This window comes from Streptomyces hainanensis (genome assembly GCF_004348415.1).
Taxonomy (GTDB): domain Bacteria; phylum Actinomycetota; class Actinomycetes; order Streptomycetales; family Streptomycetaceae; genus Streptomyces; species Streptomyces hainanensis.
Genome location: NZ_SMKI01000044.1, coordinates 1 through 25,106 on the forward strand (window position 1 = coordinate 1; position 25,106 = coordinate 25,106).

The 25,106-nt window shown below is 71.6% G+C and carries 22 protein-coding genes; 6 read left to right on the forward strand and 16 right to left on the reverse strand.

Annotated features, from left to right (window positions below; all coding sequences use genetic code 11):
• The first annotated feature begins 38 nt into the window (after positions 1-38).
• Positions 39-1,229, forward strand: coding sequence for a DUF418 domain-containing protein (locus tag E1283_RS06240; RefSeq protein ID WP_132816875.1), 1,191 nt, complete (start codon positions 39-41; stop codon positions 1,227-1,229).
• A gap of 75 nt (positions 1,230-1,304) precedes the next feature.
• Here E1283_RS06240 and E1283_RS06245 read toward each other — a convergent pair whose 3' ends face one another.
• From E1283_RS06245 to E1283_RS06285, 9 genes are all read right to left on the reverse strand, one after another.
• The gene (locus E1283_RS06245) at positions 1,305-2,672 is read right to left on the reverse strand and encodes a DUF6055 domain-containing protein (RefSeq protein WP_132816876.1); all 1,368 of its coding nucleotides are present in this window, start codon (positions 2,670-2,672) and stop codon (positions 1,305-1,307) included.
• A gap of 73 nt (positions 2,673-2,745) precedes the next feature.
• The gene (locus E1283_RS06250; protein ID WP_132816877.1) at positions 2,746-3,789 is read right to left on the reverse strand and encodes a family 43 glycosylhydrolase; all 1,044 of its coding nucleotides are present in this window, start codon (positions 3,787-3,789) and stop codon (positions 2,746-2,748) included.
• A 274-nt stretch (positions 3,790-4,063) separates the two neighbouring features.
• Positions 4,064-4,858 (reverse strand): enoyl-ACP reductase FabI, encoded by a 795-nt coding sequence (gene fabI, locus E1283_RS06255; RefSeq protein ID WP_132816878.1) that lies wholly within the window; start codon positions 4,856-4,858, stop codon positions 4,064-4,066.
• Complete coding sequence (fabG, locus tag E1283_RS06260; RefSeq protein WP_132816879.1) at positions 4,855-5,562, reverse strand: 3-oxoacyl-ACP reductase FabG; 708 nt, start codon at positions 5,560-5,562, stop codon at positions 4,855-4,857. Before fabG ends, fabI begins: the two co-directional genes overlap by 4 nt.
• Positions 5,559-6,806, reverse strand: coding sequence for a beta-ketoacyl-[acyl-carrier-protein] synthase family protein (locus E1283_RS06265; RefSeq protein ID WP_132816880.1), 1,248 nt, complete (start codon positions 6,804-6,806; stop codon positions 5,559-5,561). The genes fabG and E1283_RS06265 overlap by 4 nt, the downstream gene beginning before the upstream one ends.
• A complete protein-coding gene (locus E1283_RS06270) occupies positions 6,806-7,057 on the reverse strand; it encodes an acyl carrier protein (RefSeq protein ID WP_165956025.1) in 252 nt (83 codons plus the stop codon). The genes E1283_RS06265 and E1283_RS06270 overlap by 1 nt, the downstream gene beginning before the upstream one ends.
• 33 nt (positions 7,058-7,090) lie before the next feature.
• A complete protein-coding gene (locus E1283_RS06275) occupies positions 7,091-8,089 on the reverse strand; it encodes a beta-ketoacyl-ACP synthase III (protein ID WP_132816882.1) in 999 nt (332 codons plus the stop codon).
• Positions 8,086-8,757 carry an HAD family hydrolase gene (locus E1283_RS06280; RefSeq protein ID WP_132816883.1) on the reverse strand — a complete coding sequence of 224 codons (672 nt, stop codon included), beginning with the start codon at positions 8,755-8,757 and terminating at the stop codon, positions 8,086-8,088. Before E1283_RS06280 ends, E1283_RS06275 begins: the two co-directional genes overlap by 4 nt.
• A complete protein-coding gene (locus E1283_RS06285) occupies positions 8,754-9,722 on the reverse strand; it encodes an AfsA-related hotdog domain-containing protein (protein WP_165956026.1) in 969 nt (322 codons plus the stop codon). The genes E1283_RS06280 and E1283_RS06285 overlap by 4 nt, the downstream gene beginning before the upstream one ends.
• A 359-nt stretch (positions 9,723-10,081) precedes the next feature.
• Between E1283_RS06285 and E1283_RS06290 the strand changes: the two genes are divergently transcribed.
• Together E1283_RS06290 and E1283_RS06295 are read left to right on the forward strand one after the other, a co-directional pair.
• Positions 10,082-11,590 carry an FAD-dependent monooxygenase gene (locus tag E1283_RS06290; RefSeq protein ID WP_132816885.1) on the forward strand — a complete coding sequence of 503 codons (1,509 nt, stop codon included), beginning with the start codon at positions 10,082-10,084 and terminating at the stop codon, positions 11,588-11,590.
• Positions 11,587-12,582 (forward strand): aldo/keto reductase, encoded by a 996-nt coding sequence (locus E1283_RS06295; RefSeq protein WP_243744638.1) that lies wholly within the window; start codon positions 11,587-11,589, stop codon positions 12,580-12,582. Before E1283_RS06290 ends, E1283_RS06295 begins: the two co-directional genes overlap by 4 nt.
• Positions 12,583-12,645: 63 nt before the next feature.
• On the opposite strand, the gene E1283_RS06300 is transcribed toward E1283_RS06295, so the two are convergent.
• Genes E1283_RS06300 through E1283_RS06310 form a run of 3 tightly spaced genes read right to left on the reverse strand, consistent with a single transcriptional unit; the run spans position 12,646 to position 14,895 of the window.
• A complete protein-coding gene (locus E1283_RS06300) occupies positions 12,646-13,497 on the reverse strand; it encodes an SDR family NAD(P)-dependent oxidoreductase (RefSeq protein WP_243744639.1) in 852 nt (283 codons plus the stop codon).
• Positions 13,494-13,868, reverse strand: a complete 375-nt coding sequence (locus E1283_RS06305) for a cupin domain-containing protein (RefSeq protein ID WP_165956027.1) — start codon at positions 13,866-13,868, stop codon at positions 13,494-13,496. Before E1283_RS06305 ends, E1283_RS06300 begins: the two co-directional genes overlap by 4 nt.
• Entirely contained in the window at positions 13,858-14,895 is a 1,038-nt protein-coding gene (locus E1283_RS06310) for a phosphotriesterase family protein (RefSeq protein WP_132816887.1), read from the reverse strand. Before E1283_RS06310 ends, E1283_RS06305 begins: the two co-directional genes overlap by 11 nt.
• Before the next feature lie 240 nt (positions 14,896-15,135).
• On the opposite strand from E1283_RS06310, the gene E1283_RS06315 reads away from it, so the two are divergent.
• Genes E1283_RS06315 through E1283_RS06325 form a run of 3 tightly spaced genes read left to right on the forward strand, consistent with a single transcriptional unit; the run spans position 15,136 to position 18,615 of the window.
• Positions 15,136-15,864: an SDR family oxidoreductase gene (locus E1283_RS06315; RefSeq protein ID WP_165956028.1), complete on the forward strand. Its 729-nt coding sequence runs from the start codon at positions 15,136-15,138 to the stop codon at positions 15,862-15,864.
• Positions 15,861-17,126, forward strand: coding sequence for an MFS transporter (locus tag E1283_RS06320; RefSeq protein WP_132816889.1), 1,266 nt, complete (start codon positions 15,861-15,863; stop codon positions 17,124-17,126). The genes E1283_RS06315 and E1283_RS06320 overlap by 4 nt, the downstream gene beginning before the upstream one ends.
• Positions 17,119-18,615, forward strand: a complete 1,497-nt coding sequence (locus tag E1283_RS06325; protein WP_132816890.1) for an FAD-binding oxidoreductase — start codon at positions 17,119-17,121, stop codon at positions 18,613-18,615. The genes E1283_RS06320 and E1283_RS06325 overlap by 8 nt, the downstream gene beginning before the upstream one ends.
• On the opposite strand, the gene E1283_RS06330 is transcribed toward E1283_RS06325, so the two are convergent.
• The 4 genes from E1283_RS06330 to E1283_RS06345 all read right to left on the reverse strand — a co-directional run bounded on the left by E1283_RS06330 (position 18,541) and on the right by E1283_RS06345 (position 24,436).
• A complete protein-coding gene (locus E1283_RS06330; protein ID WP_165956029.1) occupies positions 18,541-19,479 on the reverse strand; it encodes a helix-turn-helix transcriptional regulator in 939 nt (312 codons plus the stop codon). The two genes, E1283_RS06325 and E1283_RS06330, sit on opposite strands and share 75 nt — an antisense overlap.
• Positions 19,480-20,021: 542 nt before the next feature.
• A complete protein-coding gene (locus E1283_RS06335) occupies positions 20,022-20,435 on the reverse strand; it encodes a pyridoxamine 5'-phosphate oxidase family protein (protein ID WP_132816892.1) in 414 nt (137 codons plus the stop codon).
• Between the two features lie 129 nt (positions 20,436-20,564).
• Positions 20,565-23,048 carry a non-reducing end alpha-L-arabinofuranosidase family hydrolase gene (locus tag E1283_RS06340; protein WP_207930314.1) on the reverse strand — a complete coding sequence of 828 codons (2,484 nt, stop codon included), beginning with the start codon at positions 23,046-23,048 and terminating at the stop codon, positions 20,565-20,567.
• A gap of 53 nt (positions 23,049-23,101) precedes the next feature.
• Positions 23,102-24,436, reverse strand: a complete 1,335-nt coding sequence (locus E1283_RS06345; protein WP_132816893.1) for a poly(ethylene terephthalate) hydrolase family protein — start codon at positions 24,434-24,436, stop codon at positions 23,102-23,104.
• Positions 24,437-25,106 lie beyond the last annotated feature (670 nt).

A 25,106-nucleotide genomic window follows, 5' to 3' on the forward strand; every position in this document is an offset into this window, starting at 1 on the left:
CAGCGTCAGACGTGTATAAGAGACCGGATACTGGGGGCATGACCGGGGAACTGGAGACGGCCGAGTCGGGGAGAGGACCGGTCGGGCCGCCGTCCACGGTCCGGCTCGTGGGGCTCGATCTGGCCCGCGGGGTCGCGGTCTTCGGGATGTTCGCCGCGCACCTCGCCCCGGACCCGGCGTTCGGCGGGGCGTCGGCCTTCTTCGCCGAGTTGACCCGGGGGCGTTCCTCCGCGCTGTTCGCCGTGCTGGCGGGGACGACCCTGGCCTTCCTCACCGGTCGCCCCACCCCGAAGGCCGGCGCCGAGCGGACCAGGGCACTCCTCGGGATCGCGATCCGCGCCGGCGTGCTGATCGTCGTCGGCACCCTGCTGACGAGGATGGGAACGCCGATAGCGGTCATCCTCCCCTACTACGGGCTCTGCCTCCTGCTGGCCCTGCCCCTCACCCGGCTGCCCGCCGGGACCCTCGTGCCGATCGCCGCCGGCTCGGCCCTGGTGGGCCCCCAACTCCTCTACCTGCTCCGTGACCTGACGTTCCAGGAGAACGGCGGACACGCCGAGTGGGCACGCGCCGTGTACGCGCTGGACCCGGCCAGCCGGGCGGGCGGCGACGGCATCGTCGACCTGCTGATCACCGGCAACTACCCGGTGCCGGCCTGGCTGCCGTTCTTCGTCGTGGGCCTGGCCCTCGGCCGGCTGGATCTCACCGCCGAGGTGGTGCGTGCCCGGCTCCTGGTGCTCGGCCCCGCGCTCGCGGTGCTCGGCTACGGCGGCTCGTGGCTCGCGTTCCAGCTCTTCCCCTACATCGTGTGGATCAGCGGCGCGCCGAGCGCCTGGTGGTCCGAGGCCGAGATCACCGTCGTGACGGACGACCCGGCCTGGCTGCTGGTCGGCGCCCCGCACACCGAGACCACCTTCGCGACCGTCGGCAACGCCGGGGTCGCGATCTTCGTGATAGCCGCCGCGCTGATCGCCCTCGACCGCTGGCCGACCGCCCACCGCCTGGCCGCGCCGCTGATCGCGGTGGGCACCATGTCGCTGAGCGCGTACGTGGGCCACCTGCTGGCCATCGAACTCATGGGCATGGAGCAACTGGACCGCAGGCTGCCCGTGTTGGCCACCTTCGTGGTGGTCACCGCGGCCGGAGCGCTCCTCTGGCGACGGTTCCTCCGCCGCGGCCCGCTGGAGTACCTGATGCATGTCATGACCCACCGGCGACGTCCGGCGTGACGGCAGCGGCGGTCGGCCGCTGCCGCTGCCGCTGCCGCCGCCGTCGAGGGGACCGCCCGGTCCCCGGGCCGGTTCCTAGGCCGGGGTCGCGCCCTGGATCGAGAGCTCGTAGGGGAACGGATCCCCGACCCCGACCTGCCACATCGGGTAGTCGCGGTGCTGCGAGGGGGTGGCCGCGACGACGAGCATCAGGTGCGTCTCGCCGCTCTGGAGACCGAAGTTCGCCGTCTGGCCCGGCGCGAAGGCGTCGCTGTACCGGACGGAGAAGTTCGCGGAGACCGCCGCCAGCCGGAACCGCCAGTCGGCGCCGGAGAGGCTCGACCGTCCCTGGAGTCGGACCGACACCTGGCCGCCGGTCGGCGCCGTCAGCCGGATGACGTTGTGCCCGTACTGGTGCGGGGCGTCGCTGTCGGCGATCCGGTACTGGCCGCTGCCGAGGCTCTGCAGGGGATCGGTGTGCAGGGGGCGGTAACTGCCGCCGCCGCGCCAGAGGTCGGTGCGGATCCGGGCGCCGTCGGTGAAGTCGTAGACGACCTGCCGAGAGGTGTACTCGGTGATCAGTCGGGCGAAGCCCTGCTGGTCGAGGCCGAGGATCCGCTTGATGGTGTTGATCGGGTGCTCGCCCTGCCGCGCCTCGTACCAGAACCGGTCGATCACCTCGGGCCCGTAGAGGTCCCGGATGGTGTTGAACAGCATCCAGTCGCCGTAGTAGGTCTCCTGGGACAGCCACCGGCGGTGCTGGCGGTCGACGTAGTAGCCGGATCCGACGACCACGTCGGGTCGCTTCATGCGGGCCATGTAGTTGGCGTGGGCCTCCCAGACCGGCCCGGACACCGGGTTGCCGGCGCCCCAGCCGCCGCCGTGGCCGTTGGCGATGTTGATGTCGACCGCGTAGTTCTGGAGGACGTGGTTGAACTCGTGCGACTCGACCCAGTCGTCCCAGATCTTGTCGTAGGGCAGGCACATGTGGCCGAGACCGATGTCGTCGGGTCCCGCCCAGTTGGCCGGGGGCAGGAAGCCGCCCGACCAGGTCCCGCACAGGTAGAGGTTGATCTTGTACTGGGATCCGACCCGGTGGTCGGCGGGATCGACGAACCCGACCTCGTTGACGTAGAAGTCGTAGATGTCGTCCATGTGGTCCGCGACCCACTGCGGGTAGTTGTCGATCCCGCGGTTCTGCCGCCCCCAGGCGACGGCGTCGACGGCGCCGCCCCAGCGGACCGCGAAGTGCTCCGACTCGGCGACGTTCCTGGTCTCGGCGCCCGCGTCGGTGAGGAACCGCGGGATGCGGGTCTGCTTCGCCGCCTGGACCTCCGCGTCCGGTGCGGCGCCGGCCGGGCCCGCCGGGCCCGCGAGCACGAGGGCCGTGGCGAACGCGGCGGCGAGGGCCAGGACGCGCCGCCACGGGCGCTTCCCGCCGGGCCTTCTCGGTTTTCGTGACATGAGGATCCCCATCCCTTTCCCGTTGCGATGTGGGGGGCGGCGGCCCGGAGGGGGGACCGGGGCCGCCATCGACTCAAGGGGTCTGGACGACCTTGCGCAGGGTGCCGTCGGGGTTGAAGAGCAGCTCGTCGACGGCGACGGAGCGGCGGAAGTTCCCGCCGCCGGGCGCGTCGGCCGTGTGGTAGACCATGTGCCACCGGTCGCCGAACTCCATGATGGCCGGGTGGTTCGTCGTCGAACTCACCTGGTCGAGGACCACTCCCCGGTGCGTCCAGGGGCCGGCCGGGCTGTTGGCGGTCGCGTACCTGACGCAGGCGTAGGCCGAGCTGGTGACGCAGTCGGCGCCGGAGTTGGAGGCGTAGGCCAGGTAGTAGAGGCCGTCGCGCTCGAACAGCCAGGGCGCCTCCCAGAAGCCGGTCAGGCCCGCCGGTTCGAAGACCGCGCCGTCCAACGCGGTCATGTTGTCCCGCAGGCGCACCGCCCTGGGCTCCCAGTACGAGCCCCAGTACAGGTAGATCTCGCCGTCGTCGTCGACGAACACCGTCGGGTCGATGTTCAGCGCGGAGGAGTTGGGGGTGGAGTCCGAGATCAGCGGGCCGCCGATGGCGTCCCGGTAGGGGCCGAGGGGGTGGTCGGCGACCGCGACTCCGATGTTCATCCACCCGTTGTCGGTGCGACCGTCGACCGAGACGAACCAGTAGAACCGGCCGTCGGGTCCCTGCTCCACCTCGGAGGCCCAGGCGTTCGCGCCGGCCCACGCGAAGGTGTCGAGCGAGAGGACCGCTCCGTGGTGCTGCCAGGCGGCCGGGTCGTTGGAGGGGGACCGCGAGGAGAACGCCTGCCATTCGCGCATGACGAACTGCTGCTGGCCGGGCGCCGCCTCGTCGCGTCCGGCGAAGATGTACGCGGTGCCGTCGACGACCAGCGTGGCGGGGTCGGCGGTGTAGATGTCGGTGACGATGGGGTTCGCCAGCGGGCCGGGCCCGTCCGGGGTGCCCGCGGCGTACCCGGGCTGCTGGGCCGAGGCCGGACCCGCCACCGTGGCGAGTCCGACGGCGGTGAGGACCAGGGCCGCCGCCCCCAGGACCAGTTGGTGGAACGGTCGACGGTGCGTCATCGCGGTGCCTCTTTCCGCTCGTGGGCAGGAGTGCTGACCGGTCGCCGTCGTGGCGTCTGCCGACTGCTTGGTCGTTCGTGCGTGGGAGGTGGCCACTCCATCCCGGCGATGGTTTGACATATCGAACGACGTACGGGATTTGGCACCTAGCAAGCTACTGCCGATACCGGCCCCGTCAACCCGGAAAACCGGACCACCCGCTCACGCGACAAGGGCCACGCGGCCGTCGCCGGCCGCGTGGCCCTCCGGACATCCCCGGCGTGCTCTCCCGGCGTCAGACCATGACCGCGTGGAGACCGCCGTCGACGTGCAGCACCTCGCCCGTCGTGGCGGGAAGCCAGTCCGACAGGAACAGCGCACACGCCTTCGCCGTCGGTTCCGGGTCGTCGACGTTCCAGGGCAGCGGTGGCCTGGTGCGCCAGATCTCCTCGAGGCGGTCCGCGCCGGGGACGGAGCGGGCGGCGAGCGTGCGGACCATGCCGGCGGCCACCAGGTTGGCCCGAATGCGGCGCTCACCGAGATAGAGCGCCAGATACCGGGTGATGGACTCCAGCGCCGCCTTCGACACCCCCATCCAGTCGTAGCCGGGCCACGCCAGGGTGGCGTCGAAGTCCAGGCCCACGATCGACGCGTCGTCGCCGAGCACCGGCCCGCAGGCCCTCACCAACTCCTTGAAGGAGAAGGCCGACACGTGCAGCGCCGTCGCGGCGTCCTGCCACGGCGTCTCCAGGAAGGAGCCGCCGAGGGCGGACGGAGGCGCGAAGGCGATCGAGTGCACCACGCCGTCGAGCCCGTCGACGTGTTCGCGGAGCCGGTCGGGGAGGGCGGCCAGGTCGTCGGCCGAGGTGACGTCGAGGGGCACCACGGGCGCCGGGTGCGGCAGCAGCTCCGCCACCGCCTCGGTGACGCGCAGCGCCCGGCCGAACGAGCTGAGCACGACACGCGCCCCCTCCCGCTGCGCGATCCGGGCCACGTGGAAGGCGATCGACGCCTCCGAGACGACCCCGGTGACCAGCAGCCGTTTCCCGCTCAGCAGGCCGCCGTGCGCGGCGCCGGGACCGTCGCTCATATCCCCATCCCCAGTCCTCCGCTCACCGGGATGAACGCCCCGGTGACGAAGGAGGCGTCCTGGCCGGCGAGGAAGCGCACGACGTTGGCGACCTCCTCCGGACGGCCGGGGCGTCCGAGGGCCGTCATCGACAGGTACTCCTGCCGTCTCCTGGGGCTGACGGTCGCCACCATGTCCGTGTCGATGAAGCCCGGCGCCACGACGTTCGCGGTGATGCCGCGCTTTCCGAGTTCCCTGGCCAGGGAGCGGGCGAGACCTGTCAGCCCCGTCTTGGACGCCGCGTAGTTGGCCTGCCCGGGGGAGCCCAGCATGCCGGAGAAGGAGGAGATGAACAGCAGCCTTCCCCACCGTTTCTCCAGCATGCCGGGGATGGCCCGGCGGGCACAGCGGAAGGGGCCGACGAGGTTGGTGTCCAGGAGACCGGTGAAGTCCTCGTCGCTCATGGCGAGCGTGAGCTTGTCCCGCATGATGCCGGCGTTCGCCACCAGGACGTCCACCGGCCCCTGTTCGGCCTCGATCTTCCCGAAGGCCGCGTCCAGCGAGTCGGTTTCGGTGACGTCGCACTGGACGCCGAGGAACCCCTCGGGTGACTCACCGGTGCGGTAGCTGACCGCCACCCGGTCGCCCTGCGCGGCGAAGGCCCGGGCGACGGCCAGTCCGATGCCCCGGTTGCCGCCGGTGACGAAGACGGATCGTGGACTCATCGGCTCCCCGCGTTCTCGAGGACGAGGACGGCGTTCTGACCGCCGAACCCGAAGGAGTGGCTGGTGGCCGCGCCGATCCGCTGCGGCCGTGGGGCGCCCGCGACGACGTCGACGTGGATGTCCGGGTCGATCTTGTCCAGGTTGGCGGTCGGTGGCACGAGGCCGTTCTCGACGGTGAGCGCGGCGTAGGCGACCTCGATGGCGCCGGCGGCGCCGAGGGCGTGCCCGGTGACGCCCTTGGTGGAGGTGACGCTGGGGCCGCCCGCCAGGACCCGCTCGATGAGCTGCGACTCCATGAGGTCGTTCAACCGGGTGGAGGTGCCGTGGGCGTTGACGTGGTCGATGTCGCCGGGAGCGAGGTCCGCGTCGAGCAGGGCCGCGCGCAGCGCCCGTTCGACGCCCGCTCCGGTGGGGTCGGGCGCGGAGGGGTGGTGTCCGTCGGCGCTGGCGCCGTACCCGGTGACGACGGCGTGCGGGGTGGTGCCGCGGGCTCGGGCGTCGGCCTCGCGTTCCAGCACGAGGACGGCGGCGGCCTCGGCCGCCACGAAACCGTTCCGATCGGCGTCGAAGGGTCTGGAGGCGGCCGCCGGTTCGTCGGTCCTGGTGGAGAGGGCTCCCATCTTGTGATAGGCCGCCATCGGGGTTCGGCTGAGCGGGGCTTCCGACGCCCCGGCCAGTGCGATGTCGCACACCCCGCTCCGTAGCAGCTGGCGGGCGGTGCCGACGGCCGTCACCCCCGAGGCGCAGGCGGTGGCGACGACCAGGTTCGGGCCGCCGGCCCGGTAACGCGTGGCGAGGTAGCCGGAGATCATGTTGACCGGCCAGTTCACCATGACCAGGGGCGAGACGCCGTCGGGTCCGTCGTCCCGGACCGCGTCGTGTGCCGCCTCGTACGCCGCGGTGCCGCCCAGCGCGTTGCCCAGCACGACGCCCACCCGCGCCCCGTCCCAGGTCGTGGGGTCGAGGCCGGCGTCGGCGAGTGCCTCCTCGGCGGCGACGAGGGCGAGTTGGCTCACCCGGTCCAGGCGCCAGGAGGTGGACCTGCCCAACAGCGCGGCCGGGTCGAAGCCCGGCACGCGGCAGGCGATGTCCACCGGCAGTCCCGCCAGTTCCGGGTCACGGCGCGCGGTGGGCGCGCCGGACAGCAGCCGCCGCCAGTTCTCCCCGGCGCCGATGCCGGCCGGGGTGACGAGTCCGATGCCCGTGACGGCCACCGCTCCTTCGGCCGGGGTCCGCCGCGACATCAGGACCCCTCCACGGCCACGTTGACGAGCTCGTACAGGTCGGCGATGGTGGCGCTGCCGCTGAGGTCCTCGGTGCGGATCTGGACGCCCAACTGCTTCTGCAGGACCAGGGCGACCTCGATCAGTGCCAGGGAGTCCAACTCGACGTCCTCGAGCACGGTCTCGGGCTTGACGTCCTCGCCGGCTATCCCGAACTTCTGGTCGAGGATCTCGGTGATGCGCTGGAAAACAGGGCTCGTGGTGATGCTCATCGCGGTCATGCCTTTCGGGCGTGGCGAATGCGGTCAGACGGTGGTGAGCGCCGGCCAGGTGAGCGTCGTTGCTCCCCAGGTCGCCCCGCCGCCGAAGGCGGTGAGCGCGACCCGGTCGCCGGGACGGAGGCGTCCCGTGGCGTTGGCGTGCCAGAGGGCCAGGGGGATCGAGGCGGCGGCGGTGTTGCCGACCTGGTCCAGGTGGATCACGAGACGGTCGTGCGGGAGGTCGAGTTGGTCGGCCACGGCGTGCAGGATGCGCAGGTTCGCCTGGTGGCCGACGAGTCGGTCCACGTCCTCGGGGCGCCAGCCGGCCTGGTCGACCGCGGTCAGCGCGGCCTGCGTCATCCGGGTGACGGCGTGGCCGAAGACCTCACGGCCGCGCATGGCGAAGTAGCGGTCGGCGTCGTCCATGGGCCGGGGGCGGGTGCGTTCCTCGACGCCGCCGGCGCGGACGGTGATCAGGTCCGTCAGCGCGCCGTCGCTGCCGAGGGTCACGGGGCCGACGGCGCCGGGCTCCCCGTCGTCACCCGCGCGCAGGAGGAGGGCGCCGGCGCCGTCGCCGAAGACGGCGGCGGCGGAGCGGTCGCCGGGGTCGACGATGGTGCTGAACGCCTCGGCTCCGACGACGAGGACGCGGTCCGCCGTGCCGGCCGCGACGAGTCCCGAGGCGGTGGCGAGTGCGTAGAGGAAGCCGGTGCAGACGGCCATGACGTCGAAGGCGGGACGCCCGGTGAGGCCGAGCTGGCGCGCCACCTCGGGCGCGGTGGCGGGGCAGGGCCGGTCCGGTGTGGTGGTGGCCAGGACCACCATGTCGACGTCGTCCGTGCCGGCGGACTTCAGGGCTTTCGCGCCGGCCTGCACGGCCAGTTGCGAGGTGAGCATGCCGTCCGAGACGACGTGTCGGGCCCGGATGCCGGTCCGGGTTCGGATCCATTCGTCGGAGGTGTCCAGGCGGGCGGCCAACTCGTCGTTGGTGACGACACGGGGCGGGAGCCACCCTCCGATTCCCTCGATGATCGCCCTCCTCATGCCGGCGTCCCCTCGACGGTCACGGGTTCACCCGCGAGCAGTCCGGCCAGGCGGGCGGTGGCGGCGACCGCGTCGTGGAACTCGACCGACCGCCACCCGGCCCGTTCGGCACCCCGGCAGTTGGCGGCCAGATCGTCCACCAGCACGCACTCGTCCGCGCCGACGCCGGCCTGGGCGGCGGCCCGCGCGAAGATCTCCGGCTGCGGCTTGCGGCACCCGGCGGCGTGCGACAGGACGACGCCGTCGAACAGGCCGTCGGGGGGCACCGCGCGCCGCCAGTGCGGGTCCCAGGCGGGCGGCATGTTGGACAGCAGCCCGACGAAGATCCCGCGCCGGCGGAGGGCGGCCAGCGTCCGGATCCACGGTTCGTTGACGGCGCGGTCGGCGAACCACCGTGCCGGCTGGCCGCTCAGGTCGGGGCGGACGCCACTGATCGCGTGGATCGCCGCGGCGGTGCGGCTCTCCCACTCCTCCTGGGACAGCAGCGGGGTGTCGAGCGGGGCCATCACGTCGTCCCCCGCTCCGCAGTCGCGGGCCACCCGCCGCATCGCGTCGAGGTAGACGGGCACCGGGACACCGAGCTCCGCGCAGAACCGGGAGAGGGTCTCGGCGACCGGCGGCGTCAGGACCCCGCCGTAGTCGGTCCACACGGCGCGTACCGCGCTCACCGGGCCGGCTCCTCGGCCGCGACGACGATCTCGCTGACCAGGGTCCCGCCCTGCCGGAACCGGACGGCCACCTCCCGGTCGTCCCGGGGGGCCGCCGCCACGCGGACGGGCGCGTCGAGCTCCGCGAAGCGGAGGAAGCGGGACCGGTAGCCGGTGACGCGCGCCCCGGGGGAGCGGGCCAGCACGGCGGCCTGTCGGGCGGCCTCCAGCAGGATCATCGCGGGGTAGTGGTCCTGCGGGTGGTCGAAGTGCGTGCCGTGGTCGAGCGGTGGCGCGATCCTGGCCGCCACCCCCCGGAACAGGCGGCGGACATCGGCGAGGACGACGTTCGCCCGATCGCGACGCCCGACGTCCCCGGCGGGCACCGGAACCCCCGCCGGGGCCGGGGGGAGCGCGGAGGACCAGGGGGGAGCGGTCCTGCGGTGGTAGCGGCGGACGATCTCGGCCTCGGCCGCCGGCGAGTAGCGGGCGGACACGTCGCACCGGCCGGCGGGCCGGCCGTCGACCAGCAGCTCCAGGACGAACCTGGCCGCCCTGACGACGCCGCCGCGCACCTGGCTCGGGACCACCGTGACCAGCATGGTCAACTCCCCTGGCCGCCCGGTCCCGGCCGGGCGCGACCGGCCCGTCAGTTCCAGCGACCAGTCGGTGACGTGGAAGGCGCTGTCCCGGGGGACGGAGAGGCCGCGGTGGGCGATGAAGGTAGCCGCCTGTCGGCAGCACTCCATGATCAGTATGCTGTCGGGGGTGTCCTGCGGGAGGACCTGGTCGGTGAAGTAGTGGTGCACCGGCGGGAGCTGCGCGAAGGCCGTGTAGCCGCCCTCGGGCGTCCGGGCGACGCCGGTGAGGAAGACCTCGCTGACCGCCCAGCGATGGACGTCCCGTCGGTCGACGGTCCGCAGAAAGGACGGGGCCTCGGCGCTCTCCGCGAGTTCCTCGGCCAGTACCTGTTGGGTTACGGACATGCGTGTGCTGCTCCTTGGATGTCGGCTCAGCTCTTGACCCACAGTCTTCGGAGCGCTTCGTGGAGTTAGCCAGAGTCCCTTGCCACTGGCGTGCGCGATACCTGGAAACGGACCACCAGGAGGATTGCGGGATTTCGCCGCCTTCGCGGTGGTACGCGTGGCGTGCGCCATGTCGCGCCGCGCGGGAATCCGCCGAGCCGGGCCCCGGCATCCGGCCCCCGTGGCGCCGGGAACCGCGGGAAAGCGCGAACGTGGTGTCGACCTAAGGGGTATCGCGCCTACCAGGTGGAACCGTGCCGACTTCGGCAGCATGGACGACCGACGCGGCGTGTCACGCGTCGGTCCCCCAACCGAAGGAGGTGGGTGCCATCACCACGGACAGTGAGGCCCTGGTGGTAGGAGCCGGTCCCACCGGCCTGACCATGGCGGTCGAACTGCTGCGCAGAGGCGTCGACGTGCGGGTCATCGACCGCGCGGACCGGCGAAGTCCGCACGCCAAGGCCATCATTCTGCAACCCCGCGCCCTGGAGGCGTTCGCCAGGCTCGGCCTGGAGGACGAGATCCGGGCGCGGTCACTGCCCGTCAGAGCCGCCAACTACTACACCCACGGCCGCCGCGTCGCACGGATCAACTTCCGGCGCCTGCACGGCAGTCGGTTCGACACCCCGCTGTCCCTGCCGCAGGACGAGACCGAGCGGATCCTGCACTCCGCGCTGTCCGAGGCCGGTGGACGGGTCGACTACGGGCAGCGGATCACGGCCCTGGAACACCACCCTGACCGGGTGGTGGCCCACTGCGGCACGGTCACCCACCGGACCACCTGGCTGCTCGGCTGCGACGGCGCGCACAGCACCGTCCGGGAGGCCCTGGAGATACCGTTCGAAGGCGCCACGTACCGCCAGGAGTTCGCCCTGCTCGACGGGGTGTGGGAGACACCGCTCGCGCACGACGAGGCCCACTACTTCATGGACCCGCGCGGCGTGTTGGTCGTCGTCGGGCTGCCCGGCGGCAGGACCAGGGTGTTCGCCAGCGTCCCGGCCGGAGGCACGGCGGCGGACGTCGAGGAGTCGGTGCGGGGCTTCGCCGCGGAGCGGTGCCCGCACCCGCTGGAACTGCGGGAGCGGACGGGAGCCGGCGTCTTCCAGGTGCACCGCCGCATCGCCGGACGGTTCCTGGCCGGGCGCGTCCTGCTCGCCGGGGACGCCGCCCACGTGCACAGCCCGGCCGGCGGGCAGGGGCTGAACACCGGCATCCAGGACGCGCACGAGGCGGCGTGGCGGATCGCCGGCGTCCTCCGCGGCGCGCTTCCCGAGGAGTCACTCGCCCAGTGGGAACGCGAACGCCGGCACGTGGCACGCACCGTGGTCGCCGACACCGACCGGCAGACGCGGCTGTGGACCTGCGGTGGGTGGCGGGAACGCCTCCGCGACCTCACCGCCAGGATGGCGGAGACCACCGGGGCGATCGACCGGTTCCTGCCCGCCCGGCTCGCGCAGCTGGACCTCCGCTACCCGGCGCAGGGCGCCACCCGGGGGGCACTGGCCGCCGGCCGGCGGCTGCCGGACGTGGGCCTGCCCACCGGGGCGCGCACCCACGACCTGCTGCGCGACGGCAACCACCTGCTGCTGGCCCCGGCGGACCGCAGCCCCCTCGCGCGCCGACCCGACCTCACCTACGCCCCCCTGGACGGCGGAAGCACCCGGGCCCTGGGGGCGAGGCGCCCCCGCGCCGTGTTGGTACGACCCGACGGCGTGATCGCCGGCACCGCGCGACTCTCCGACCGGCGAGCCCTGCGGCGCCTCGAACGGCTCCTGCCCGTCGAGCAGCGGAAACCAGGCACCACCGAGCAGAAACCGGAGGCAGCGTGACCACCACAGCCAGCACCATGCCCCGCGTCCGACTGGGCCAGAACCTGGAGGTGTCCGCCATCGGGCTCGGCTGCATGGGCATGGCCGAGTTCTACGGGGTGCCGGACGAGGCCGAGTCGATCCGCACCATCCACGGCGCCATCGACCGGGGCATGGACTTCCTCGACACCGCGGACATGTACGGCGCGGGGCTCAGCGAGGAGATCGTCGGCAAGGCCCTGTCGGGAGGGCACCGCGAACGCGTCACCCTGGCGACCAAGTGCGGCCTGGTGCGCACCGCCGACGGCGTCCGGATAGACGGCCGACCCGAGCACGTCGCGCGAGCCGTCGACGCCAGTCTGCGTCGCCTGCGAACCGACCACATCGACCTGTACTACCTGCACCGCGTCGATCCGGACGTGCCCGTGGAGGAGTCCGTCGGGGCCATGGCGGAGCTCGTCAGGGCCGGGAAGGTCCGTCACCTCGGGCTGTCCGAGGCCGGCACCAGGACGATCACCGCCGCCCACGCGGTGCATCCGCTCACCGCCGTCCAGACCGAGTACTCACTGGCCAGCCGCAACCCGGAACGTGCCATCCTGCCCACCGTCCGGCGGCTGGGCATCGGCTTCGTCGCCTACAGCCCCTTCAGCCGCGGACTGCTGTCCGGCGAGATCGCCGACACCCGGCTCGGCGCCGACGACCTGCGCCGAGGGCTGCCCAGGTTCTCGGAGGAGAACCTTCCCCACAACCTGGACCTCGTGACCAGGATCCACACGCTGGCCGCCGACCACGGCTGGTCCCCGGCCCGCTTCGCCCTGGCGTGGCTGGTGGCCCAGGGGGTGGTACCCATCCCGGGCGCCCAGACCAGGACCCACATGGCGGAGAACGCCTCGGCCGGGGCGATCCGGCTGCCGGCGCAGGTCCTGCGGGCGGTCGACGAACTCGTCCCCGCCGGAGCCTTCGCCGGGGAGCGTTTTCCCGAGCACCTGCTGGCGATCGTCCAGGAGGACTGACCGCGCCGTCCGCCCGGCGGCGGTTCCGCGGCCCGGCCGCCGGAACCGCCGCCGAACCGGCGCTCACCAGGGGCTGCTCGACTCCGTCTCCCACGGGGCCAGCAACTGGTCGGTGAGCTGCGCCAGCCTGTCCCTGACCCGCGGGTCCTGGGTGAGACGGTGCGCCGAGGCACGGCGGCCCTCGTTGAAGTACTGGCCCTTCACCCCGCTGGCGCCCGCCGCGAGCACGGTCAGCACGCTCGACGTGCCGTGGGCCACCGTCGACCAGGGGCGCACCCCGGCCTCGATCACCATGGTGGTGTCCATGTAGTTCGCGGGATGCACGCAGTTGACGCGGATGTCGTCCCGCGCGTAGTCGTCGGCGATGGAGAAGCTGAACGCGGCCAGCGCGAACTTGCTGCGCGTGTACGCCTCCATCCCGTCGTAACCACGGGTGAACTGCGGGTCGTCGAAGTCGACGGGGCTCTGCCCGATGGATCCGACGTTGACGACCTGGGCCGAGCCGGCCGCCCGCAGGGGGGCCCGCAGACACCGGGTGAGGAGCACCGGGGCCAGGTAGTTGACCGCCAGGCGCAGCTCGTAGCCGTCACCGCTGAGCTCCCGCCGCCGCGCGTCCCGGCCCGCGCCCACCCCCGCGTTGTTGAGCAGCAGGCCGAGACTGGGGTGGTCGGCGGCGATCCGCCGGCCCAACTCGGCGGTCTGTTCGAGCGAGGCCAGGTCGGCCACGTAGGGGTAGGCCAGGCCGCCGGCGGAACGGAGTTCGTCCACCACCGTGTGACAACGACCCTTGTCCCTGCCGTGCACGAGGACCGTCCAGCCGTCCTCGGCCAGCCGACGGGCCAGGCTACGCCCCAGGCCCGACGTCGCGCCCGTCACCAGCGCCGGGGCGTGCGGTGTCGCCGCGTCGCGCGTCACGCCGCCGTCTCCTTCCGCTCGTCGGCGACCGCGCGCCGCTCGATCGCCACCATGACCAGCGTCTGGTCGGACAGGTTGCGCACCCGGTGCCGCAGCGGCAGGTCGGCGGCGTCGTGGTACAGGACCTGCCCCGTCTCCAGCGCCACCTTCCTGATCACGTCGCCGTGCTCGTCGAGCGACTCCCCGCTCGCCCCGTTGAGCACCACCGTGACCCAGGGATGGCGGTGGGTGTGGAGCGGCCGGTCCTGGCCCGGGGGCACGGTCTCGATCCAGGCCCTGACACCGGGTTCGTCGACCACGAGTGCCGTGCCGAGCTCCTGCCAGGGCTCGGGTCCTGACCGAGGTGCGCGGATGGGTTCGTCAGATGGCATGAGCTTCCTCGGAGTGGGCTTCGGGGTGTGGCGCCGGAACGCGCGACAGGAGTCGCCGAGGGTTGTCCACGAGCAGCGTGTGCACGGTGGCCTCGTCGATGCCGGGCTCCCTGAGGAGCCGCGGCAGCACCTTCGTGAAGAGATGTACATAGGTCCAGTCGGGGTAGGTGTGAGCTTTCTGCTCCGGGGTCAGGTAGTCGATGTGCGCGGCGTGGTCCTGGGAGACCAGCAACTGCGCCACGTGGCCGGCGCGCACGAGTTCCGCCAGCGTGGCGTTGCGCTGGGCGTCGGACGCGAACGGCGTCATGCCGTAGCGGTCGTAGCCGAGCAGGCAACCGGTCTCGGCGAGCGCCCTGAGCCGGCCGAGGTCGCCGCCGTCCCCGGCGTGGGCGATCACCACGGACCCGGGGGCCACGCCCTCCCGTTCCAACAACCGCACCAGAGCCAGGCCGTTGCCCTCGAACGGGTCGCAGTGCACGACCACCGGGACGCCGGTGCGGCGGTGGACCTCCGCCGTGACCGCGGCCATCCGGTGCGCCGCCGCGTCCGGAGGCACGCTTTCGCAGGCGAACTTCACCAGCCCGGCGCGCACCGCGGTGTCGCCGATGCCCGTGGTGACGTCCCGCGTCAGGAGGTCGATCAGCGGCTCCTCGGCCTCGACGGCACAGCCGGGGCCGCGGAAGCGCGCGAAGAGCGGGATGCCGTCGACGCTGTAGATCCCCGTGGCGACCACGATGTTGATCGGGGTCCGCTCCGCGACCGCGCCGACCAACCCGATGTCCCGGCCCTGCCCGAGCACGGTCATGTCGACCAGGGTGCGGACGCCGGCGTCGTACGCGGCCGACAACTGCCGCACCGCGGCGCGTACGCCGGCCTCCCGGTCCCACAGGTGGGGGTAGTTGCTCTGGAACTCCGCGCTCAGCACGAAGAGATGCTCGTGCGGGAGGGTCACCCCGAGGTCCGCGGCGTCGACGGGGCCGCGGACGGTCGGGACGAGCACCCGCTCGGGGGGGTCTGCCTGGGTCATGCCGTAACCGCCTCGCTGAGGATCTGCCGGCTGCACACGAGCACATACTGCGGGTAGGCGGCGGCGGAGCGAAGGGTTGAGGGTGGTGGTCGTGCCACCTGACACGCACGTCCGAACGGTCTCGGCCGGACGGTTCCAGGTAGTGATCCAACTAGCATGTTTCCTAGCCTGTTTGGGGGACACAGCGGGCTGCGAGCGTGGGCGGTGTTCACCTCACCGACTCACGAACCGGAGACGAACGTGTCTTCATCCACTTCCTCCTCCCTCGCCGGTGCCCGCGTCGTCGTGATCGGCGGCTCCTCCGGGATCGGGAAGGCGGTGGCCGCCCAGGCCGCGGCCGCCGGAGCGCAGGTCCGCATCGGCTCCCGTTCCGAGGAGAAACTCGCCCAGGCCGCGAAGGAGATCGAGGGCGTCGCCACCGGTGTCGTCGACGTCCGCGACGAGGACAGCCTGCGCGCCTTCTTCGCGGAGGTCGACGGCCTGGACCACCTGGTGGTGTGCCCGGGCGACATGGCCGTCGGATCCGTCTACGACGTCTCCCTCGACCACGTCAGGGCCGCCCTCGACACCAAGATCGTCGGACAGCTGCTGAGCGTCAGGCACGCCGGCAGGAAGCTCGCCCCGACCGGCTCCGTGACCCTGATCGCCGGGGCCGCCGGCTTCAAGGCCTACCCCGACATGAGCGCCACGGCCGCGGCCAACGCCGGCATCGCCGGAATGGGCCGCTCCCTCGCGGTCGAACTCGCGCCGATCCGGGTCAACGTCGTGGTCGGCGGCCTCATCGACACCCCGCTGTGGTCGTTCCTGCCCGACGAGGCACGCGAGGGGCTCTTCGCCCAGACCGCGCAGAGCTCCCCGGTGGGGCGGATCGGCCAGCCGGACGACGTGGCGGCGAGCGTGCTGCACCTGCTGGAGAACACCTTCGTCACCGGCGCGGTGGTACATGTCGACGGGGGCGGCACGCTGTGACCCAGGCGGCTGACGGCGGTGCCCTCACCGGGGCGCCGCCGCGGCCGGCGAGCCCCGGCCGGCTGACCGTCGTCCTCCTCGCCGTCGCGTGCGGCCTGTGCGTGGCCAACCTCTACTACCTCCAGCCCATCCTGCCGGACCTGGCCGACTCGCTCGACATCCGTCCCGAGTCCCTGACGCCGGCACTCGCCGCCACCCAACTCGGCTATGCGGCGGGGCTTCTGGCACTGGTGCCACTGGGAGACGTCGTCGACCGACGCCGGCTGGTCAGCGCCCTGGTCTCCTGCGCGGGCGTCATCCTCGCGGTGATCCCGCTGGCCAGGGGCGCGGCGCTGGTCGCCCTCTTCCTCCTGCTCGGCCTGTTCAGCGTGGCCGCCATGGTCATCGTCCCCATGGCCGCCGGCATGGCGCCGGCCGAGCGCCGCGGCCAGATCGTCGGCACCGTGATGACCGGCGTCATCCTCGGGGCGCTGCTGTGCCGCACCTTCGCCGGCCTGATCGCGGGCCTGGCGGACTGGCGGGCCGTGTTCTGGTGCGGGTCCGCCGCCATGTGGGCCGTCCTGCTCCTCCTGAGGCGCACCCTCCCGCCCCCGTCCGGCCCGGGGCAGCCGCGGCTGAGCGTCACCGGCTACCTGCGCCTGCTGCGTTCGGTCGGCACGCTCCTGCGGCACAACTCCGAACTGGCCAGGCGCTGTCTGTACGGCGCGCTGGGCTTCGGGGCGTTCACCGTCCTGTGGACGGCCGTCCCGCTGCGGCTGGCGGAGCCGCCCTACGACTTCGGGGCGTCGGCGATCGGTCTGGTGGGACTGCTCGGCGCCGGGGGCGCGCTCGGCGCCAACCTCGCCGGACGGTTCGCCGACCGCGGCCGCTCCACGGCCGTCAGCGCCGTCGCCTTCGCGCTGATCGCGGTGTCCTTCGCCGGGGTCGCCGCCTGGGAGTCCGCGCTGCTCGCGATGTGCGCGGTCATCGTGCTCGTCGACTTCGCCGTCCAGGCCGCGCACATCACCAACCAGACCGCCGTCTTCCAGAAGGTCGAGGCGTCCGAGCGCAGCAGGGTCACCACCGCGTACATGACCTCCTACTTCGCCGGCGGCGCGCTGGGGTCGGCCCTGATGGGGCCCGTGTGGCGGAACGGGGGCTGGCCGGCGTCCGCCCTGCTGGGCTGCGCGTTCGGCGGTCTGGCGCTCGCCCTGGTGCTCGGCCACGTCCTGCGCACCCGAAACCGCCCGCATCACAAGGGAGTTCCAGCGACCGATGCCTGACATAGCGTTCTCCGAGGTCACCAGGGAGGATCCGCGCTACGGATCCCTCGTCGCACGCTCGCGCAACACCCGCTTCGTGGGCACCCCGAGCCGGGTTCTCGTACCCCGACACGCCGAGGGCGCGCGGCAGGCGGTGGCCCAGGCCGTGCGCCGCGGGGAGCGGCTGGCGGTGCGCGGCGGCGGCCACGGCCTCGAGGGGCTGGTGGACGACCCCGGCGTCACCACGGTGATCGACGTGTCCGCCCTCGACGACGTGGCGTACGACCCGCGGCGTGGCGCCTTCGCCGTCGGCGCCGGGGCCCTGATGGGCGACGTCTACCGGAGCATGTACCTGAAGTGGGGCCTCGCGCTGCCCGCCGGAACCTGCCCCTCGGTGGGTCTCGGCGGCTATGTGCAGGGGGGAGGCTTCGGCGCGCTGTGCCGCCGGCACGGTCTCGTCGTCGACCACCTCGAGGCCGTCGAGGTCGTGGTGGCGGACGAGGGCGCCGGGGCGCGAACCGTCGTCGCCGGCCGCGATCCGGCCGACCCGCACCACGACCTGTGGTGGGCGCACACCGGTGCCGGCGGCGGCAACTTCGGTGTCGTCACCCGGTTCTGGTTCCGCACGGACGACGCGGCCGGCCGCCGGCCCGAGGACCTGCTCCCGAGGCCGCCGGCGACGGTGCTCTTCGCGTCCGCGACCTGGGACTGGGACGACCTGACGGAGCGGGACCTCCTCCGCCTCGTCGCCAACCACGGCGTCTGGCACGCCAAGGAGCAGGCCGACGACTCCGCCTACGAGTCGCTGTACAGCGCGCTCTACCTCAACCAGCGGCGAGTCGGGCGGCTGGTGCTGAACGCCCAGATCGACGGAGGTCGGCCGGACGCCCGCCGACTCCTCGAAGAGTACGTCGAGGCGGTGGGCGAGGGCGTCCGGGCCTCCCGAACCACGTCCTGGCAGCGCCTGCCATGGCTCCAGGCGACCGCCAGGGACGTGGAGAACCGGGGCGGGCTGACGCGCTCGAAGAGCAAGGGCGCCTACCTCCGCCAGCCCTTCGACGACGGCGACGGCTCCCTGATCCACCGCTACCTCGCGGACGCCGACTACTCGGGCCACACCACGATCGTGCTGTTCTCCTACGGGAGAGCCGTCAACACCGTCGACCCCGAGGCGACGGTGGTCGCCCAGCGCGATTCCCTCTTCAAGTGCTACCTCGGCACCTACTGGGCCGACGGCCGTGAGGACGCGACGCACGTGGACCGGATCCGAAGGCTCTACCGCGACCTCTTCGCCAGGACCGGCGGCGTCCCCGCCTCGGGGGACCGTACCGACGGCTCCTACATCAACTATCCGGACGTGGACCTGCGCGATCCGCGCTGGAACTCCTCGGGCGTGCCCTGGCACGACCTGTACTTCAAGTCCAACTACCCCCGGCTACAGCGAGTCAAAGCCCGCTGGGACCCGCAGGACGTGTTCCGACACGCTCTCTCCGTCGAACTTCCCGGCTGACCGGGGGCCACGCACCAACTGGGTCCGCATCCGCTCCTCCACGAGATCGCGGATGCGGTCCAGCAACCGACGGTCGCGCAGCGGCTGGTAGACGACCAGCGTCGCGTCCACGGCGGCCAACCGGAGCTTCACATAGCCCAGTTCGATGCGCCCCAGCACCGGATGGTCGAACAACCGCACCGAAGGACTGGCCGGCGCCAGGTCGAGCCGCTCCCACACCGTACGGAAATCGGCCGAGTCGCGCTCCAACTCGTGTACCAGGTTCGCGTATTCCGGCTGCACGAGTTGGTCCGCCGCCTGCGCGCGGAACAGCGCGACGGCCTCCATCGCGTCCTTCTCCCATTCGGGGAAGAGATAGCGCGCCCGACTGTCGAACATCATGGCCAGGCTGTTACGGCGACGAGGGGGCAGGGACTCGAAATACGAGAACAGGACACAGAAGCCCTGTGTCCACGCGAGAACGTCGAACCTGTCATTGGAGATGAAGGCCGGCAGCGGGTCCTGGAGTTCCAGGAAGTCCACGTACTGAGCGGGGATCTGGTCGCGACGGCAGGGCTCCTGAGTGCTCGGTGACACCTCGCCGGCCAGGCGGAACAGGTGTGACGTCTCCGTCTCGTCCAGGCGCAGCGCTCTCGCCAGACTCCCCAGCACCTGGCTGGACACCTTGATCTTGCGCGCCTGCTCCAACCAGGTGTACCAGGTCACGCTGACCCCGGCCAACTGCGCCAATTCCTCTCTGCGCAGCCCTGGCGTTCGCCGACGGCCGTACGATTCACTGATGCCAGCCGCCTCGGGAGCCAGGCGTTCCCTGCGGTTTCGGAGAAATGCCCCCAACTCCCTGCGCTGCTGTGTGGTGATGGCCATTGCCCCCCTATTCGCGAACGGTTGCATAAAAGTTGTACATCTCGAACGTACATGCCAACTCGTTGGCAGGGAATGTGCGGTCAGCCCCGCGGGGACGTTCAAGCCATCGGGTATCTCTCCGGTGCGACGATGCTTTACCGAATCTTTGCCGGCCTCACATCCGGAGAAAATATGCCGGTCGCCCCCCGATTGCCGCGCGGGCTCGGGGGCTGTCCTCGCACCTCCGCGGCCATGGGCCGCGAAGCCGGGCGCGACCGCATCTCCCACCTGGTCTGACGCCGATCTCGTGAGCACGGCCTCAACTCGGCCGTGATTGCGCCGCAAGGCAAAAGCCCACTTTAGTGGATCACGCGGAGGCGTGAAGCCGACTGTTCGAATGCGCGGGGCGAATGGCCGAAAGTAAACGTCGTTGCTCGGCCCGGCGTTCACCTGCGGAGCGCGAATCCGTTCCCGGAAGCGAACGGGCAGGCGCGTCAGAAAGCCCGGTACATCGTTGCGCTCATCGCGCCGCCCACCCGCCGCGCCGGCGTCGACCGGGAGTGTCACCAACCGGGCGGGCGCACCGGGCCCAGCACCCGGGTCACGGTGATCTCGATGACCACGCGCTCGGGGTTGGGGCGAGGCGGGCGGTAGCGCTCGGCGTAGCGTCGTACGGCCTCGGCGACGGAGTCCCGGTCGTCCTTGACCAGCGCGGTGCCTTCGAGGGTGCACCACCGGCGCCCCTCCACCTGGCTGACCGCGACCGTCGCGCCGGGGCCGGCCGCCCGGACGTTGCGGACCTTCGTGCTGCCGGAGTGGGTGATGATGCGCGCGATGCCGGCCTCGGAATCGAAGGTGACACCCACGGGGACGAGATGCGGACTGCCGTCCGGGCGGTGAGTGGCGAGGAAGCAGATCCGTCGTTCCTGCCAGAAACCGTTCTCTTCCGTGTCGTGCGGAGGCGTGTCGGTCGTCATCGTGGTCCTTCGTCGAGCCGTCCGCCCATTCTCCTCCGGCACCGCGGCCTCCGAACACCGGTACCGGTACCGCGGCCGCCCGGGGCGCGTGGTGCTCGCCCGGGCAGCCGCGTCGGTGATCGGGTTCGATCAGCAGGTGGAGTTGGTCTGGGTGAGGAGCCCCATGCGCCAGGGGAGTTGGCTGTACTCGCCGCCGGCGCCGGGGTCGATGCCCTGGTAGAGGAACTGGAGTCGGCAGGGGTTGATGGTCATGTTCTGGTCGCTCCCGGCTCTGAGGAGTTCGCCGTGGCTGAAGTCCTGCGTCCAGTTCGTGGTGCCGGACGGGAAGGTCACGTTGTTGGAGCGGGCGAACGGGTTGGACTCGGTGTCGTGCAGCGCGGTCCATGGTCCGCTGATACTGCTGGAGGTGAAGGACCGGTACCAGCGGCGGCCGTTGGAGCCGATGGCCTCCTGGAGCAGCAGGTACTGGCCGCTGTCACCGATCCGGTAGACGGCGCTGCCCTCGAAGAGGTTGTTGCGGTTGGAGTCCTGGAGCGCGATCACCGTGTTGCCGAACCCGTTGGGGAAGTTGGCCAGGGAGGTCTGGGCCCGGTAGATGTGCCCGTTGTCGTCGCTGGAGAACAGGTGGCAGTTGGCGGTGTCGCAGATGACCCAGTAGTCGAGCCAGTTGCCGTTGCCGATGTTCTGCCGGACGATGTCCGGCACGCTGCTCATGAAGTTGCGCGGCGTGGACCAGGACCTGGGGTTGCTGGGGTCGCTGCTGGTGGAGTACGAGGGCAGTCCGGTCTGGTAGACGAGGTACCACAGGTTCTGCGGCGCGAAGTAGAACACGTGCGGCGCCGCCCGGTAGCCGGTGCCGACGCCCGAGGCGGTGTCGAGGAACGTGTGCTGCGCGTTCGCCATCCCCGACCAGTCGGGGGCGGCGAAGTGCACCAGGTTCCAGCCGCCGCTGCGGCTGGCGGTGGTGGCGTAGATCTGCCACTGGTTGTTGTGCCAGACCACCGAGTAGTCCTTGATGGACACGATGTCGTGCGACCCGTCCGACCTCGGCCCGGCCAGGATCCCGCTGGAGTTCCACCGCATCGACGCGGGAAGCGAGGAGCCGGGCGGCTCGGTGGTTCCGCCGCCGACGCGCACGAGCTGCCACTGCTGGTTGGCGCCGCCCCAGTCGGTGTACTGGACGATGTTCGCGCCGTCGTTGGTGGCGGCGCCCTGGACCTCGACGGCCTTGCCACTGTTGCGGTTGATCAACCGCACGTACCCGCCGTCGGATTCGGCGAGCCGGAACTGCTGGTTGGTGGTGTTGTTGTCGGCCCACTGGACGATGCTGCCGCCATCGGCCGTCGAGAAGTTGTAGACGTCGAGCACCTTGCCCGAGTGTCTGGAACGGAGCCGGTAGTAGCCGTCGCCGGAGTCGACGAACTGCCACTGCTGCTGCGCCTGGTCGTTGCGGGCCCACTGGGTGATCCGCGCCCCGTCGTTCGTCGCCAGGTTGTACAGGTCGAGTGCCTTGCCACTGTTCCGGTTCACCAGCACGTACCAGGCGTTGGTGTCGACGGGGCCGTCGGACGGCGGCGGGGTGGTGCCCTCGTTGAGCGCGTTCAGCACGGAGGTGTAGGCCGGCTTCTTGTTTCCGGAGTTGTCGAAGAGCAGGGGGTTCTGGCCGGTGCGCCAGGAGTCGCTGTCGCGGATGCCCCACACGGTGATGCCGGTGCAGCGGGCGACGGCCATGCAGGCGCGGGTGACGGTGGAGTAGACGTTGGCCTGGTTGCTGCCGGCGATGTCGAGTTCGGTGATCTGGACGTCGACGCCGAGGTCGGCGAAGCGCTGGAGGTTGGCCTGGTAGTCGCCGGGCACCGAGTTGGTCAGGTGCGACTGGAACCCGACGCAGTCGATCGGCACGCCACGGGCCTTGAAGTCGCGGACCATGTTGTAGATCGCGGTGCTCTTGGCGTTGACGCCGTCGGTGTTGTAGTCGTTGTAGCAGAGCCGCGCGTTCGGGTCGGCCGCCCGGGCGGTGCGGAAGGCGACCTCGATCCAGTCGTTGCCGGTGCGTTGGAGGTTGGAGTCGCGGCGTGCCCCGCTCGTCCCGTCGGCGAACGCCTCGTTGACCACGTCCCAGGAGTGGATCTGGCCCCGGTAGTGGGTGGCGACCTGGGTGATGTGGTTGGTCATCGCCGAGCGCAGCGTGCTGCCTTCGAGGCCCTGGGCCCAGCCGGGTTGCTGGGAGTGCCAGACGAGGGCGTGGCCGCGGACCGACATGCCCTGCTGGCGGGCGTGGTTGACGATCCGGTCGCCGTTGGTGAAGTTGAACTGGCCCCGGTTGGGTTCGGTGGCGTCCCACTTCATCTCGTTCTCGGCGGTGACGCTGTTGAACTCACGGTTGAGGATGCCCGTGTAGACGCCGTCGCTGAGCCTGCCGGCGGCGATGGCGGCACCGAAGTAGCGGCCGTGTTCGGCCGCCGAGGTGCCCAACGTGGTGCCGGCCTGCGCCGTGCCGGGTGTGGCGACGATCGCGCCGGAGGCGATCAACACGGCGCTGAGCAGCATGACCAGCGTTCTGAGTCGGCGTAACGGCGCGAGCCACAGGCCCGCCCGTATCGGGTGGTTCATCTGTCGTCCCTTCTGGTGAGTGGCGAGGAGCGAACGCCCTTCCGGGCCGGGTGTCAGCCGGTGACCAGGTCGAACGATTCCGAGGTGCCGATCGTCGTGGCGTTGGCGATCAGCGGCTGCGCTCCGCCGTTCGGCGCGGTGACGTACCGGGAGTTGACCTGGGCGCGCAGACTGACGGTGCCGTCGGCGTTGTTCACCCGCTGGAAGGTCTCCCAGGGGCCGACGGAGGTGCGGTTGGCGACGAGCTGGCCGGCGCCCGCGTTCTCCGCGCAGACGTACTGGCTGTTGGCGTGGGAGCGGAGGGCGATGCCACCGCCGCCCAGGTCGACGAGGTCGAACTGTTCCCAGGGGCCGACGGAGGCGCGGTTGGCGACGAGCTGGCCGGCCCCGCCGTTCTCGGCGCAGACGTACTGGTTGTTGGCCCGGGAGCGCAGGCTGACCACCGTTCCGGGGAGTGGCGGGGTGAGGGTGGATTCCCAGGTGGTCGTGGTGGTGCCCGAGGTGGCGTCGGCGGGGAGGCGGTCGCGGGCGGCGGTGTCGGCGTACAGGCTCCAGCGCATCCAGTCCACGTAGGTGGCGACGGTCTGCGTGTGGTTGTAGCCGCTCCAGATGTACTGGTCGTGGCCGGTGCCGCGGTGGGTGAGGAACGCCTTGGGCGCGGGCAGTTCGGCGTACGCCTGCCGTGCCGAGGAGTACTGGCAGATCGGGTCCTGGTCCCCGTGGACGAACAGGACGTTGGCCGTGACCCGGCTGGACGGGTTGCCCATGTCCACACAGGCGAACGGCACCGCGGCGGCGATCCGTTCGTCCGGCCAGGCGGTCAGCAGGCCGTGGGTGGTCATGCCACCCAGCGAGTGCCCGGCCACCCCGACGCCGACGGTGGTGTCGAGGCGGCCGTTTAACGGGTCGCCCGCCGTCGTGTTGAGCGCCAGGGTGCGGGTGATGACCTCGGAGACGTCCATGGACTGGTTGCCGTTGTAGACGTCCTGGATGTTGCCGGGGGTGCCGCTGGACGTGGTGGGGAAGACCGGAGCGGGGACGACGAAGCCGGCCTCGGCCAGCGGGCGGACCAGCGGCGCGTAGCTCTCCGGGTTGCCGCCGAGACCGTGGCTGAACTCGACCACCGGGAAGACCCCACCGGCGACCGGGGCGTTGGGGACCGGGTTGCCCCCCGGACTGCCGGTGGCGGGGTAGAAGATCCGGGTGACGAGCCGTCGGCTGCCCCGGCTCCAGGCGTACTCGCGCACCCCGATGGCGAAGCGTTGGGTCGGCGCGTCCAACGAGCTGGTCGCGGCACGCGCCGGTCCCGCTCCGAGGAGGGGCGCGCCCGCGCCGGCCGCGCTCAGTCCAAGGAACGTGCCCAGGAGGGTGCGTCGTCGTATCGGCATGGATGGCTCCTCTGTGGAAGACGTGGGGGTGGGGCCGGCTGCCCGGTCGATGCCGGAGCCACGCGGACGGCGCGCGGGCGCGGGCTGTGCCGGGAGCCGGGCATGGGGGTGCCCCGGGAAGTGGTGCGCGACGCGATGGAGCGATGCGGACCCGCAGACGCGGTGACGAAGCGGCCTGCCCGCACTCCAGATGATTGTTCGTGATATCGGACGCTGCCCGAAGCGCCAGACAAGCAGGATGATAGGCGGTGCGTGAACGGCGTCAATACCTCCCGGAAGAATCGGAGTTGACCGCCGAAAGCGATCGCCAGGGGTGGCGGTTGTCGGGGCTCTGCCGCGCTCCCGAGGGGGAGTGTTGCGGGGCTTGACGGCTCAGGGGGGTGCTTCTACGGTTCCCTCACCGCCGTAACGATCGGCATCGATTTCCGAAATCAATCGAAGGAGAGCCGTGACGGCCATGATTCCCAGCCCGTCGTCCGGCGTGGAATGGGAGCGCTCCCGCACCGTGGCCCGGTCCGGTGCGGGCCTGGTCGGCGTGCGGGCCGGCCGTCCGCCGCCGTGTCCGCCGCACCAGACGTGACCGGCTCAGCGCTCGGAGGCCCGACCGGGCGCGGTGGTCACGCCCCGGACATGCCGTTCCGCCCCATCGAGAGGAGTGATCCCCATGCCC